The organism is Arthrobacter sp. NPDC058288 (genome assembly GCF_042880995.1).
GTDB lineage: Bacteria > Actinomycetota > Actinomycetes > Actinomycetales > Micrococcaceae > Arthrobacter.
Window position 1 is genome coordinate 252,645 of sequence record NZ_JBHVYH010000004.1, and the last position, 12,397, is coordinate 265,041.

The 12,397-nt window shown below is 60.6% G+C and carries 13 protein-coding genes; 3 read left to right on the forward strand and 10 right to left on the reverse strand.

Translation table 11 applies throughout. From position 1 onward, the window contains the following. Positions 1-18: 18 nt before the first annotated feature. From ACFVWT_RS13820 to ACFVWT_RS13830, 3 genes are read right to left on the reverse strand one after another with little or no spacing between them, the layout of a single operon-like run. A complete protein-coding gene (locus ACFVWT_RS13820) occupies positions 19-1,284 on the reverse strand; it encodes an amidohydrolase family protein (protein ID WP_390248626.1) in 1,266 nt (421 codons plus the stop codon). Next, positions 1,285-1,782, reverse strand: a complete 498-nt coding sequence (locus ACFVWT_RS13825) for a GAF domain-containing protein (protein ID WP_390248628.1) — start codon at positions 1,780-1,782, stop codon at positions 1,285-1,287. It abuts the gene before it with no gap. Further along, positions 1,779-3,173, reverse strand: a complete 1,395-nt coding sequence (locus ACFVWT_RS13830; protein ID WP_390248630.1) for an MFS transporter — start codon at positions 3,171-3,173, stop codon at positions 1,779-1,781. The genes ACFVWT_RS13825 and ACFVWT_RS13830 overlap by 4 nt, the downstream gene beginning before the upstream one ends. Positions 3,174-3,281: 108 nt before the next feature. Here ACFVWT_RS13830 and ACFVWT_RS13835 point away from each other — a divergent pair, with 108 nt between their 5' ends. From ACFVWT_RS13835 to ACFVWT_RS13845, 3 genes are all read left to right on the forward strand, one after another. Further along, positions 3,282-4,160 carry a MurR/RpiR family transcriptional regulator gene (locus ACFVWT_RS13835; RefSeq protein WP_390248632.1) on the forward strand — a complete coding sequence of 293 codons (879 nt, stop codon included), beginning with the start codon at positions 3,282-3,284 and terminating at the stop codon, positions 4,158-4,160. A 429-nt stretch (positions 4,161-4,589) separates the two neighbouring features. Further along, the gene (locus ACFVWT_RS13840; protein ID WP_390248634.1) at positions 4,590-4,919 is read left to right on the forward strand and encodes a DUF4234 domain-containing protein; all 330 of its coding nucleotides are present in this window, start codon (positions 4,590-4,592) and stop codon (positions 4,917-4,919) included. A gap of 40 nt (positions 4,920-4,959) precedes the next feature. Beyond that, positions 4,960-5,691, forward strand: a complete 732-nt coding sequence (locus ACFVWT_RS13845; protein ID WP_390248636.1) for a hypothetical protein — start codon at positions 4,960-4,962, stop codon at positions 5,689-5,691. Positions 5,692-5,766: 75 nt separating this feature from the next. Here ACFVWT_RS13845 and ACFVWT_RS13850 read toward each other — a convergent pair whose 3' ends face one another. The 7 genes from ACFVWT_RS13850 to ACFVWT_RS13880 all read right to left on the reverse strand — a co-directional run bounded on the left by ACFVWT_RS13850 (position 5,767) and on the right by ACFVWT_RS13880 (position 11,977). Continuing rightward, positions 5,767-6,405 (reverse strand): hypothetical protein, encoded by a 639-nt coding sequence (locus ACFVWT_RS13850; protein WP_390248639.1) that lies wholly within the window; start codon positions 6,403-6,405, stop codon positions 5,767-5,769. A 181-nt stretch (positions 6,406-6,586) separates the two neighbouring features. Beyond that, positions 6,587-7,258, reverse strand: coding sequence for a hypothetical protein (locus tag ACFVWT_RS13855; protein WP_390248641.1), 672 nt, complete (start codon positions 7,256-7,258; stop codon positions 6,587-6,589). 147 nt (positions 7,259-7,405) lie between these two features. Beyond that, positions 7,406-8,086 (reverse strand): DUF998 domain-containing protein, encoded by a 681-nt coding sequence (locus tag ACFVWT_RS13860; protein ID WP_390248643.1) that lies wholly within the window; start codon positions 8,084-8,086, stop codon positions 7,406-7,408. 385 nt (positions 8,087-8,471) lie between these two features. Next, complete coding sequence (locus ACFVWT_RS13865) at positions 8,472-8,987, reverse strand: hypothetical protein (RefSeq protein WP_390248645.1); 516 nt, start codon at positions 8,985-8,987, stop codon at positions 8,472-8,474. Between the two features lie 370 nt (positions 8,988-9,357). After that, positions 9,358-10,149 carry a hypothetical protein gene (locus tag ACFVWT_RS13870; RefSeq protein WP_390248647.1) on the reverse strand — a complete coding sequence of 264 codons (792 nt, stop codon included), beginning with the start codon at positions 10,147-10,149 and terminating at the stop codon, positions 9,358-9,360. A 65-nt stretch (positions 10,150-10,214) separates the two neighbouring features. Next, positions 10,215-10,697, reverse strand: coding sequence for a hypothetical protein (locus ACFVWT_RS13875; protein ID WP_390248649.1), 483 nt, complete (start codon positions 10,695-10,697; stop codon positions 10,215-10,217). Between the two features lie 353 nt (positions 10,698-11,050). Next, positions 11,051-11,977 carry an Ltp family lipoprotein gene (locus ACFVWT_RS13880; protein WP_390248651.1) on the reverse strand — a complete coding sequence of 309 codons (927 nt, stop codon included), beginning with the start codon at positions 11,975-11,977 and terminating at the stop codon, positions 11,051-11,053. Positions 11,978-12,397: the final 420 nt, after the last annotated feature.

A 12,397-nucleotide genomic window follows, 5' to 3' on the forward strand; every position in this document is an offset into this window, starting at 1 on the left:
CTAGGGGACCTCGGGGCGTTAGGGGCTGACCACCCGCCCGTCCTGAATCAACACGTCCAGGTGGTCGGCGATGTCGGCCAGCACCGCGATGTCGGCAAGCGGGTCAGCGGACAGCACCAGCATGTCGGCGTCCGCGCCCGGGGCGACGACGCCGACCTGGCCTTCACGCCCCAGCAGCTGGGCCGCCGTCGTGGTTGCCGAGCGGATGGCGTCGATAGCAGGCTGGACCTTCCCCAGAAGCCGGAACTGTTCGTTCTGGTGGCGGTGCATGCCCCCGAGGAGGTCGGATCCGAAGGCCATTTTGACACCGGCTTCGTGCGCGCGGGCGATGGCTTCAAGACCGCTGCTAAGCACTGAGTCCACCTTGGCCCACATTTCCTCAGTGAGTCCGAAGTCCTTGCCCTCTTCCTTCAGCGCCCAGTACGTGACGAGCGTGGGGACCAAGAAGGCGTCCTTTTCGAGGAACAGGCGGAGGCTCTCGTCGTCGAGCAGGTTGCCGTGCTCGATTGAACGGACGCCGGCCTCAAGGGCCCGGTTGATGGCACGCGCGGTGTAGGCGTGGGCCGCAACGTAGCGGTTGGCGGCCTCCGCTTCCTCCACGGCGGCACGCATCTCCTCCATCGAGTACTGGGTGGAATCGATGCGGTCGGTGGGCGACGAAACTCCGCCGGAAGCCATGATCTTTATGTGATGGGCGCCCTTGCGCAGTTCATCCCGCGCTGCTGCCCGGACGGCGTCGACACCGTCGGCCACGCGACCGATGCCACAGCATCCACGGCCGTTGGGCTCGTGGTCTTCACCGGGGAGGCGCATGTCGCCATGGCCGCCGGTCTGGCTCAGGGCGTGCCCGCAAAAATGGATCTTGGGGCCATCCAGGAGGCCTTCCTGCTGCGCCATGGCCAGGCCAAAGTCGGCCCCGGAAAGGTCCCGGACGGTGGTGAACCCACGGCGCAGCATCTGGCCCATGATCCGTGCCGTCTGTGCGTACACGTACGACGCCGGTGTCCAGGTCAGCGACCGGAAGTCGGCGCTGGCGGCGACCACGTGGACGTGGCAATCGATAAGGCCCGGAATGACGAACTTCCCGTTGCCGTCGATCACACGGGCACCCGAGGGCGCTTCGGCGTCCGGACCGATGCTGCTGATCTTTCCGTCAATACTGACGACGTCGGCAACCGAGTAGGTGCCTGCTTCAACGTCCAAAACGCTGGCGTTGCGGATCACCAACGCAGCGCTGCCGGTCCCTTCTCTGGCGCTGTTCTGGTTGTTCGGGGTGGTGCTCATTTAGATGGTGTCCTTCCCGGGGACTTCGGTGGGATGGGCTGCAAAGGCTTCCGCGAGGTCGGCCAGGTTCCGTTTGACGACGTCGACGGCGGTTTCCACACTGTGCTCCGAGTAGCGGCCCTCGGCGTCCAGCATGGCCAGGACGCCAACGACGTTACGGTGGTCGTCGAGGACGGGAACGTTGATGACGGCTCCGCAGCCGAGGCGCTGAATGAGTTCGGAATCGGCGAAGACTTCACGCAGCGAGGCCAGATCCGCGGCCATGAACGGCATTTTGTCGTCAATTACCGTGCCCAGCCAGCCCGGTGAGATTTCCACGGTCTTCTCGCCGCCCACCGGGTAGTCTGCCGGGTGGCTGGTGAAGAGCCGCCGAAGGCTGGACCGTTCGGGAATCCATTGGAGGACCGTGAAGAGGATGACGCCGGGATCCTGCCGCATGGCATCGAAGGTCTGCTGGAACGCTGTGTCTGCTTTCACGGAGTCTGTCATTGCGCTCATCGCTGTCCTGTTTCGGCCAGTGCCGGATCATGCTCGGCCCGGGCATTGATGTCCTCCAGCGATTTGCCAGCGGTGGAGGCGCCGAAGATGACGACACCAAGGACGCCGATGGTCAGCACCACCGTTGTCATGACAAACACTCCGCCGAAGCCAAGGGCCACCGAGAAGATGCCGATGATGGACGGTGCCAGGATGCTGCCGATCCGTCCCACGGCACTGGCCAGTCCCACGCCGGTGGCGCGCATCCACGTGGGGAACAGCTCCGGAGTGTACGCGTAGACCCCCGCATAGGTGCCGTTCAGGAAGAAGGACAAGGTTGCCGCGGCCACCAGAATCATCCCCGAGTCGCTGGACTGGCTCAGCCAAAACGCGCTCAGCGCCGATCCCGCAAGGTACAGGGCGATCGTGTTCTTCCGGTCGATCCGGTCGTTGAGCCAGGCTGCGGAGAAGTAGCCGGGGATCTGTGCGAGGTAGATGATGATCGAGTATTCGAAGCTCTTGGTGACGGTGATGCCGCGGCCCACGAGGAGGGTGGGGATCCACGAGAAGAAGCCGTAGTAGGAGAACGTAATTACGAACCAGATCAGCCAAATGACGGCGGTCCGGCGGCGCATGGCCTTGGACCACATGAACTTGAGGGCGTTCCAGATGCTGATCTTCTGTTCGTGCTTGGTGATCTCTTCGCTGGCCGGCGGGAACGCGTCGAGGTTCTTGCCGGTTGCCTTCACGACGCTCTGCTCAAAGCGCTCAACCACCTCTGTTGCTTCGGCAATGCGGCCGCGGCTGATGAGGAAGCGGGGGGATTCAGGCAGGCTGCGGCGCCACCACAGCAGGAGGAGGATCGGAACGGCTGTTACCACCTGGGCCCAGCGCCAGCCGTCTTCGCCCATGGGGACGATGAAGCGGCCGATCAGTGCCGCGCCCACGAAGCCGAAGGAGAAGAATCCGGCAAGGGTTCCGATGAACCAGCCCCGACGCTTGGGCGGGATGAACTCGGACAGGAACGGCGCAATGATGACGCTTTCGGCGCCGGCCCCCAAGCCTGCAAAGATCCGTGCAATCAGGAAGACTTCGAAGTTGGGAGCCATGGCGGCCACCACAGACATCAGGCAGTAGAAGGCCAGCGCCCACAGCATCACCTTCTTGCGACCGAAGCGGTCGCCCATCCATCCGGAGAGGATTGCTCCGAAGAAGAAGCCGAGCGGGGCGGCGGAACCTACCAGGCCAAGGCTTGCGTTGCTGAGGCCCCACAGTTCCTGGATGCGCGGAAGAAGGAAGGCGACCACTGCTCCGTCCATGCCGTCGAACGAGTAGCCGAGGCCTCCGATGAGGAGAAGCTTGTAGTGTGGACGACTGAGAGTCAGGCGATCCAAGCGTGCAGTGAGAGACATGATGATTCCTGCCAAAGTGGGCCGAGTTGTACATTTTGAGGAATATGCACAAGTCTGTGCAGATGCGATGTATCGAAGCTAAGGCCAGAGTGTGAGGTAGGTCAATAGGTGAAACAAGAAATTAACTCTTCGTCGGTCACCGAGTGGCTGGACAGCCGTGTGCAGGGACGGAAGCTGGCCGCCAGGCAAATGCAGGTTATCGGCATCCTCCGGTCACAGCCCAGGCTCGCCTCCTACGGGTCCGTCAGCGACATAGCGGCAGCGGCGTCGTCGAACGCTTCCACCGTGACCAGAACCGCGCAGGCGTTGGAATTCAAGGGCTGGGCCGACTTCCAGTTCGAGCTCCGCTCGCGGTTCCTGGCGTCGCTGAGCGCCCTCGAAGTCGCGGCCGAACACAACGGACACATCAGCAGCCCCGCCCAGGCCGCCGTCTCCACCGACCGTGCCAATCTGGCCCATCTGGAGCGCACTCTCGATCCAGGTACTGTCCGCTCCATCGCGGAAGCGATCGCCGGGGCACGGCAGACCCTGATTGTTGCCGCCGGAAGCTATGCGATCCCGGGCAAGGCGCTGGAGCATAACGCGGTCATTGCCGGCTACAACGTCCGGTTGCTCGACGCTGACGTCGCTGCGCTGACGAATACCCTCGCACGGGTGACCTCGGAGGACCTGGTGATTGCGATCAGCCTGTGGAGGGTTTACGACAGCACCATGCGCGCGGTGGAGATCGCCCACAACGTGGGCGCCACCATCGCCTCGATCACGGACAGCGCCGGCTCTCCAGTGGCCGAGCATGCGGAGCATCGGATAGTCGTTCCCACCGAAGGCGCGGGCTTTTTCCCGTCGCTAACGGGTGCCGTCGCCGCAGTGCAAGCCATCGCCGTCGAACTCGCTTCCCTGGACCGTGGCCGGTCAAACAAAAACATCGCCGCGTCCGAGCGGACCTGGGACCAGATGCGGATCATGCATCCCCGTTCAAGCTCCTAAGAAGAGGAAGCCTGGAGAACAAGCCTGACAAGGGTTCTGCAATGTGAATAACATGTCGCACGGGCTGTCCGAATGTGCGAGGAATTTTCGCGGCGGCGCCGCGATTAGGTAGCCCTTGCGTTCGGAGTCCGATCGACTCTGCCCAATTGCGCCGTTTTCTGTATCTGGTATCAGCTGGCGAAAGCACCGAATTGGGAGTTTGCTACTCATTGGCGTCGTTATAACAAAACAGGAGAGACCCATCTGGACAGAAGTCACTGCAAATGGTGATTATGTCGCGCCGCCAAGGATTTCCTCAAGATTGACGCAGAATCCCGGTGGTTATATCTGCTGGAGGATACGCTCATCTGGGGGATGATCAGCGGCCTAATAATGCGCCAATCGTGATACTCCAAAGCTTCGCAAGAATAGCTACTCATTAGGAGAATCATGAAATACCGCAGCATTGCAGCACCGCTACTTCTGCCCCTCATTACATTTGGTATTTACTCCTTGGTATGGAGCGTAAAAACAAAGAATGAGATGAATAAGTTCGGCACGGTGATACCCACCGCCTGGCTGCTGATTGTGCCGATCGCCAACATCATCTGGCTGTGGAAGTACTCGGTGGGCGTCGAGGTCTTCACGCAACGAGGCCTGGGACGTCATGCCGCTTTTTGGCTGATGCTCCTCCTTGGGTCGATCGGCTCAGCCATTGTGCAGCACGAGTTCAACAGGAAAGTTTCACCGGCCCCTCTTAGCATGCAGGTTTCCGCCTGAATACGGGCCTCAACAACCACGGAACCGGGCACAGGGAGGTATGACTTTGACAACTTCAGGAACAGACAATTGGCCGCAGGGCGATCCACGGCGGTCAGAGGAACTTCCAAAGGAACGCGGCAGCTTCGATGAGAATTCGATCGCTCCCGTGGTTCCAGAATCAAGTGATTCTCCGGAACCTCAGACCAAGGTCTGCAGGAAATGCAGTGTTCAAAGTCTGACCGTCGGTGGGTACTGCCCGAGTTGCGGCGCCCCTTACGTCGCCCGACGACGCTTCGCGAATGTGAACAAGCGCCTTCTGGTTATAGCTGCAGTCGTTCTCGTTGCTGTAATCGCGGGAATCGGCATTACAGCAAACATTCAGCATACAAACCAGGTCAACGCCGAGCAGGCTGCCGCAGCGTCAGCGGCTGAAGCCGAGAACAAACGGAAGGCAGAGGCAACACGGGCATCGGAGGCCGCGGCCGCCGCAAAACAAGCCGCTGATGCAACTAAGCGTGCACAGCGGAAGCTGATAGTGACGGCCCTGGAGGAATCAGTCAAGAAGGATGCAGAGTCGCGCGTCACAAAGGGTGTCCTCGATGGGCCGATCACCAGGGCTTCCTGCACTCCGCTGGGCGGAGGTTCGTCCGATGACTTAACGGCTATCACCGGGACGTTCCAATGCATCGCAGTCAACAAGACTGAAGGGGATGGCTCGTCCTCGGGCTACCGTTTCTCGGCAACTGTCAATTGGAATGACGCCAGCTATTCGTGGCACCTGGGTAGCTGATATAAGCCAGGCCTGTGCGGTTGCTGTGGTCCAAGCGTGTCTGGCGCTGCGACTAAGGTGCGAGTTCTGAACTCCTTAGTCGGATGCTGCTGGGGTGCTCTCAATACCGAAGTGCCATAGTGCAGCGTCCAGGTTGTCCGCGCGCCACGCACGTGAGTCCGCGGCAGCGCGGATCACGGCCGACATGTTGGCGTGAGAGGTGTCCTCGATGCCTGCGGCCGCGGCTACTTTCCGAATCCGCACATCAGTAGTTCCCTCGGTTGAGAGTCCACTGAGAACGTCGATGTAGTCCAGCGTCTTGGGACTTACATGACGTACACCTGCGAGGGCATCGCGAAAAACCGGCCTTTCGGCTGGGTCAGTGAGTCTGGCCCGGAGTTCCTCCACAGTTTCGACGCCCTGATCCTCAAACACACAGGTTGAGTCATCTATCTGAGCGAGGCGGCCCGGCGAGGGCCAATCGATGACTTCCGAGAGGGTTCCCGTAGCAAGACGCTTTCGGAACCCACTTGTGGATTGTGCATCTGGCCATGCGGCAATCAGAGCGTCAACGCGCGGCTTTACGGTTGTCTCGTAATTTTGGCGTCGCTGCAAAGAGGCATCGACAATGATCGCTCCGATGGAAGCCCAACCACGGCTAACCTGAGCCGAGGCGTCGATGCCGTGGGAGTTGATGAAGGCCAAGAGTTTGGCGGTGTCGCCCTCGATAGTCATAGGTGAATACTTCCACGGAAACAAGGCGGTCTCGGAGCCCCGCCATCGGGCAGTAAGGCGGCACCCGGTTTGGCCGGCGAGTTCAAGTCGGCTGCGTGGTCACCTGGCGAGGATCGGTTGCTGCCTGGTAAGGCTGCCCTCAAGGTGAGTGCGGTCGCTGAGGCGCGTTAGTCCGCCCACGCTACGTTTGACCCGCGGCCAGGACTTCCTTGATCCGTGTCAGGTAGGGCCTCATTTGGGTTTCCCACCATTGGTCGGGGTCCTCTGCAAGGACTTCGTCTGCAGGGAGTTCAATGACCGTTCCAAGGGTGAGAGTGCATCCGGTTGAGGTCGGTTCAAGGCGATAGGTCGAGCGACTGTTCATCTCGCCTGACAAGATGGGCCTCGTTGTTGCCCACCAGGGGCTCTCTTCACCGATGACCTCGATGATGGAAACCGAACCGTCGCGGCGGATGAAGCACTGCTGTTCCCCGACGCCAACAGGTGTCCCCGGCACCGTGAAGGCCCGCTGCGCGTTAGAGAGCAACACGGCGCTCTCGGCCGGCCGGATCAAGGACCAAACAGTGCGGGCATCATGTTCGTAGGATTCAGAGACGTGCGCACTGTAGGTCTTGGTAGGTCCGGCCGCGGCAGTGGTGTCCGCGTTCGGGGCGGAATGTACCGCCCGCTTGTATCGGCGGTTGACCACGGCGGAAGCGACGAGGAGTGTCGCCGAGACGGCGGCGAGGGTCAAGATGATGCCGAGCCCTGCTGCCGGCCTGCCGTTGTAGCTGATCACTGAGGCAAGCGCGACGATGGCCAGGTAGCCGGCGGCGTAGATGATGCTGCGGAGGACTTTGATGAGCGTGATCACTTGGTCATTATGAACTGCGTCCGCCTTTGGCTTTGAGAGGCCCGCCACTGCGCGGCGGGGCCGGCCCCGAACCCGCCGGAGCCAGCGAACCCGCCGGAGCCACCGAACCTGCCGGGGCCGCCTGACCCCAGGAGGTGAGGATGGTGCCTAAACCTGTGATGTCCCGTCAGCCGCAGGCCGCTTCCACAGCACGACCGCGAGGATAGCTACCCAGAGCAGGAACGCGCCAATGCTGATCCGCTCGCTGATGCCCAGCACGATGTTCGGTCCCGGGGCCGCAGCGAATGCGACCACGCCCATGACCGTAGAAGCCGCAAGCGAGACGATGGAGTAGGCGCGCATCCGGCCGTGGAACCCCGCAGCCACGAAACACATTGCCGAGACCATGAGGGCGAGCTGAATGTTCGTGACGAGGATATGCATGGGAACGGAAGCATCGTCCCCGAGCGTCAGCGGGTAGAGGGCGCCCATGATGTTCCACAGCCCGTACCCGGTGAGCAGGGCGCCGCTGATGCGCAGAGCGCGGTTTCCGCGCACGGAGTTCCAGACGCCCACCCCGAATGCTGTGAACAGAACCGTGTAGAGCCACGTGAAGGGCAGCAGGACGTCCCGGCCGGGGGAGCCGACGGCAAACAGCTCGCTCACCATCTGTTCGGTGCGTCGGTACCCGTCCCACATGGACGCCGCCACGCCATCTGTGGCAATCACGTAGAGCAGCGAAGACAGCGCTCCTGCCGCGAGCAGGGCCTTGCGGGTCACATCATGGCGCTGAGTTCCGTGCGTCGCGGCCCGCCTGCGCAACGGGAGCCGGCGCTTGTCGATTGACATGTCCGGATGTCCTCAGAGCTCGCGGTCTGGCAAAGGCTCGGTGCAGGGCCCGCGGGCGTTCGTCCCAGCGCCTATCTGTTCTAAGCTTTGGGCCGGCTGCCGCAGGTTGATAGGGCCGAACGGCCTTGACGGGCAGGGGGCCCGGTCAAGACGGGCGTATGTGAGGCCGATGATGGTGGGGGCGAAGGTCAGGACATGGAACAAGTCCGCGTCCTGCGGAACCCGATGAGCAGCCGTTCGCGTTTGCCCCCAATAGCGTTCCCCACGGAAGGTTCCGTTCAGATGCGAATCAGTACATTCCCGATCAAGCTCTTAAGAAGAAGATCGGAAACGTAAGGGGTCGCACGGCTGCCTGGCAAATGCCCGGGGCAGTTTATTCGGAGCGTTACCGACGCAAGTCTTCCTGAGGCCGTTCTTCCCCGGGCAGTTGCTCCTCCAAGTGCCAGTAGAGCGTAAAACGAGGTGTCTGTTTTCTCGTGCTGTTAGCGGTGAAATCGGAGTCGAGTTGGTGGATGACGTCTGGTTGCTGCCAACCGCTGATACTTTCGGGTGTCTCCTCTTTCAACCGGGCCAGCAGACGCTCCTTGACAGGCTGGGTGGCTTGGCTAACGACGTCCTCCATGGCGGAAATCAACCTCGAGAGTTGATGTGCAATGGCGCAAGGCAGGGGGTGAATGAGCGAGATGCCCATTACGTCGACGGCTTGGCCCGATGGATCCAAGATCGCGACAGGCAGCGGCATGACCAGGGTCGATTGCGAATGCGCAATCGTGGTATTCCGATACTTCCGAATGACGTCGTGAACCGGCCGTAGCGCGGGCGGAATCCCTGGAATTCCGCTTATTTCGTCGAGGCGGGCGCGAACGCTGGACTCTATGAACGGGCGGATGTAGGCAGTCACTGCGTGCGACGTTAGGGGTCCCCATAATTCTGAGCCCTCACCGGCGGCAAAGGCGCAAGACAGTGTATGCGAGGCCTCTGAAAGGTCGCTGGCGTGGCTGGTCAGTTCCGCTAACAGTCTTGCATCGGGCGAATCAGGGAGAACCGCTATCCGCTGTCCAAGGCTTGTCACGAAGTTATTGCTCCTATTTCCTAAATGCGAAGGTGCCGTTTAAAGAGCTTAGAGAACGTTGCCTTGGCGGCCGGGATGCTGTTCGGCCTGCGGGGCGCTGCGGTCACCCACGGGTAGGTGGCGGGAATGGCTGAGAACGGAAGTGGAGCCCGAGGTACCCTCAGGCTCCACTTCCTAATAACCGTTCGTCGTCAGGCTGTCACGCACAGCGTTCGGGTGTAGGCGATCCTGCCGCCTGCCACTCTTTGAAGTTGATGTCGCGGTATTCGAAGCGGCCATCGTAGGTGATGATGCTGCTGCTCCTCCACGAGTATGTGCAGAAGCGGTCGCCTGGATACTTGGCCACAACCTGTGGCGTGGGGAAGCCCTCGGCAAGCCAATCCCCGTAAGCAATCTTGTACCCGTCTCCCGTTGTGAGACTCCACATTTGAGAGATGGTATTCGACCAGGACAGTTTCTGGAAACCTTGGTTGGTCCTGTACTCGGGCTGACGATACCCCGAATCCACCCACTCACTGTAGGACAGTTTGTGAACGACGTTGTCGGGGGACGTGGCAAAAATTTCGGAACCGGTGTCCCACTTGTGGTATCTCGTACCCTCGATATAGCCGGCGATTCGCGGATTAGGGAAGCCGGCCCGCTGCCATTGATCGTACGCAAGTTGCGTCCACACCCATCCACCCTCGAAATAGGAGACGGCGTAGATTGCAGGGGCCCACGGGTACCTGACGTAGTCAGTGGGAGCCGGGATCGGCTTGGGGAATCCGGCGTTCTGCCACATGGAGTAGCTCGCGGTGAACGTATATGGCGTGCTGTGGTAATACAGGGTGCCGGAGTAGGGCACGCTGTAAAAACCCTGCTGCTGGTAGGCCTGGGCAGGGGCAGCAGTGGTGAGAAGTCCTAGCGTCAGCAGGATGACGGTCAAAGCTGAAGCGAAGAGCTTCTTGGTTGGCCGACGGCCTGCCGGGGCCTCCGGAGCTGATTCGGTCATTATCACCTCTATCTTTCAGCCGACCCGCATGTGGCCGGCATCGTTTCATTGGGCAGTGCACCCAACTATTTCGTTACGTGGACTACAACTGCCTTGTCCGTTGACTGTTCGACACCGGCGTTATCAATGCCCGTGATCGTCCAATTGCTGAGCAACAGGACGGTCTTTCCCGTGTCAGAGTTGTAGATCACTTTCTTGAAGCCCAGAGCCGACAGGTCATCATCAAGTGCCTCTGCATTCATTCCCGCGACGTTGCCAGGAATAATCGCAGTGGCTGCCACAGCCGGAGCAGGCGCGGCCACAGCTGCCGGCGCAACAGGTTCCGCGGCTACCGTGGCCGTTGCCGTCACGGTAGCCATCGCCGTAACGGTGGTTGTGGCTGTCTGCGTGACCGTGTGGGTGACCGTCGGCGCTGCCTGTGGTGATCCACCCGCACAACTGGAAAGGGCCAGGCACAGAAATGCGCCGCCAGCCAAACTTGCGGTGAGGTTCAATCTAATTCCCCCTGATGAATTCATTTTGAAAGTTTGATGACCAATAAAAACCACCGTCCCGTGAACTTCAAACGGTTGGACAACGGGCGCATGGCGCTTTCGCGATCACCCTATTCTTCACTAATGCTCGATACCAACAAGCTATTCGCTTGTTTCCTTGCGCAACATTGCGGGAATCTTGAGCCGATCTTGATGAAAGAAATATTGACGTGCAAATAAGTGGAACCTCCTGGTCGGCTCGAGTCGAAATTGCGGCACTATAAGAAAGGCGCAAGAAAGCTTAGGGCAGAAACCCCGACGGCGACCTAGGGATAACCGAGGACGCGGTCGGGGGTGACACGCGTGCAATTATTGCTTGAGTCGCTGCGGGTATAGCAGAGATCTCAGTGGCTCGCTGTGCCGCACCACTAGAGGCCCGTCGTGCTCGCTCCGTACTCGGCCTGCTCGGGGGTGAAGCCGTTGTAGATCAACTGGTCGACCAGCCCGGAACGAGAGAACGAGGTGAATTCCAGGTAGCTCTTGGCTTTCTTGGCTGCCTGCGCATTCCAGTCGACGGTCACGTGGTCCACGGCCCACGTTGCATCCTCAGTTGAAAACTTGTTGTACTCCAGTTGCCCGATCAGACCGGTACGCGAGAAGGCGCTGAACCCGATATAGCTCTCAGCTTTCCGCAGGGCGTTCCGCTGACTAACCGTGCCGGCCTTGGCAGCGGCTTCAGCCTCGGCCTGGGCCTTTGCCGCGGCGTCAGCTGCGGCCTTGGCGGCGGCATCCGCGTCAGCTTTCGCCTTTGCAGCAGCGTCCGCCTCAGCCTTGGATTTGGCAGCAGCGTCAGCCTCGGCCTTCGACTTGGCCGCCGCTTCGGCCGATGCTTTTGCCTCCGCCGCTGCAACAGCAGGATCCTTGGTTGGGGTTGCGCTAGCAGTGGGGCTGGCAGCCGCAGCGGACTCCTTCACTGTGGAAACGGAGGAAGCCGACGTGGGGGAAGATCCGGCACGGGCCGAGTTGACGACTATGCTCAGAAGAATGACAACGCCTGTGACGATCAAGGCGACCTTCTTGTGCCGGTCGTAGCCCTCCAGCGGAAGACCCTGCTTGTCACGGGTCTTATTGGTCAGCACGAGGATGAGGTCCACGAGGGCCCAAATGCCGAACCCGCCGATGGTGAACAGCTTCAGAAGACCGGTTCCGATCTTGCCCAGATAGAACCGGTCCACGCCGAGAACGCCGAGAAGAAGGGAGAGCAACCATGTCACGAGGAATGACTTGTTGCTCTGCTGCACCTGCCCGTAGCCGTATGCCGGAGGATAGGGTGCGATGTTTGGGGGCTGGCTCATGAGAGTCCTTTCAGAGGACACCTGACCGACGTGCGATGCGAAGCGTGCGGGGTGGGTGCGGTGACGGACGCGCATGGAGGGCACTTAGCGCAGAGCGCGGGCCGCAAAGGCGCTTCATCGCGCCGGCCGACAGTTGCAAGCATTCGCTTCCCCCAATAAAGCGTCACGGGCGTAGATGCCCGTAAAAAAGGATGCTACACGTAATTCGCCATCCCAAGTCCAATTAGTTTAAAAGTGATATCTCGGTCTTTTTTGCGATGCGCCAGCGTTCACAACCGGTTCGGCATCCAGGGCTCAAGAATCAATGAAGGCTGGGGCAAGATCAGTCCAGTATCGGTTCAAAACAGCGCTTGGGAAATAGGCTAGTTGCACAAATCAGGAATAGCGGCCGGTCGGCCAATCTCGTCATAATCAGGGCGC

Bases quoted from the DNA above. Each gene is read 5' to 3' on its own strand.
- ACFVWT_RS13820 (WP_390248626.1), bottom strand. From the start codon at position 1,284: ATGAGCACCACCCCGAACAACCAGAACAGCGCCAGAGAAGGGACCGGC.
- ACFVWT_RS13825 (WP_390248628.1), bottom strand. From the start codon at position 1,782: ATGAGCGCAATGACAGACTCCGTGAAAGCAGACACAGCGTTCCAGCAG.
- ACFVWT_RS13830 (WP_390248630.1), bottom strand. From the start codon at position 3,173: ATGTCTCTCACTGCACGCTTGGATCGCCTGACTCTCAGTCGTCCACAC.
- ACFVWT_RS13840 (WP_390248634.1), top strand. From the start codon at position 4,590: ATGAAATACCGCAGCATTGCAGCACCGCTACTTCTGCCCCTCATTACA.
- ACFVWT_RS13845 (WP_390248636.1), top strand. From the start codon at position 4,960: ATGACTTTGACAACTTCAGGAACAGACAATTGGCCGCAGGGCGATCCA.
- ACFVWT_RS13850 (WP_390248639.1), bottom strand. From the start codon at position 6,405: ATGACTATCGAGGGCGACACCGCCAAACTCTTGGCCTTCATCAACTCC.
- ACFVWT_RS13860 (WP_390248643.1), bottom strand. From the start codon at position 8,086: ATGTCAATCGACAAGCGCCGGCTCCCGTTGCGCAGGCGGGCCGCGACG.
- ACFVWT_RS13870 (WP_390248647.1), bottom strand. From the start codon at position 10,149: ATGACCGAATCAGCTCCGGAGGCCCCGGCAGGCCGTCGGCCAACCAAG.
- ACFVWT_RS13880 (WP_390248651.1), bottom strand. From the start codon at position 11,977: ATGAGCCAGCCCCCAAACATCGCACCCTATCCTCCGGCATACGGCTAC.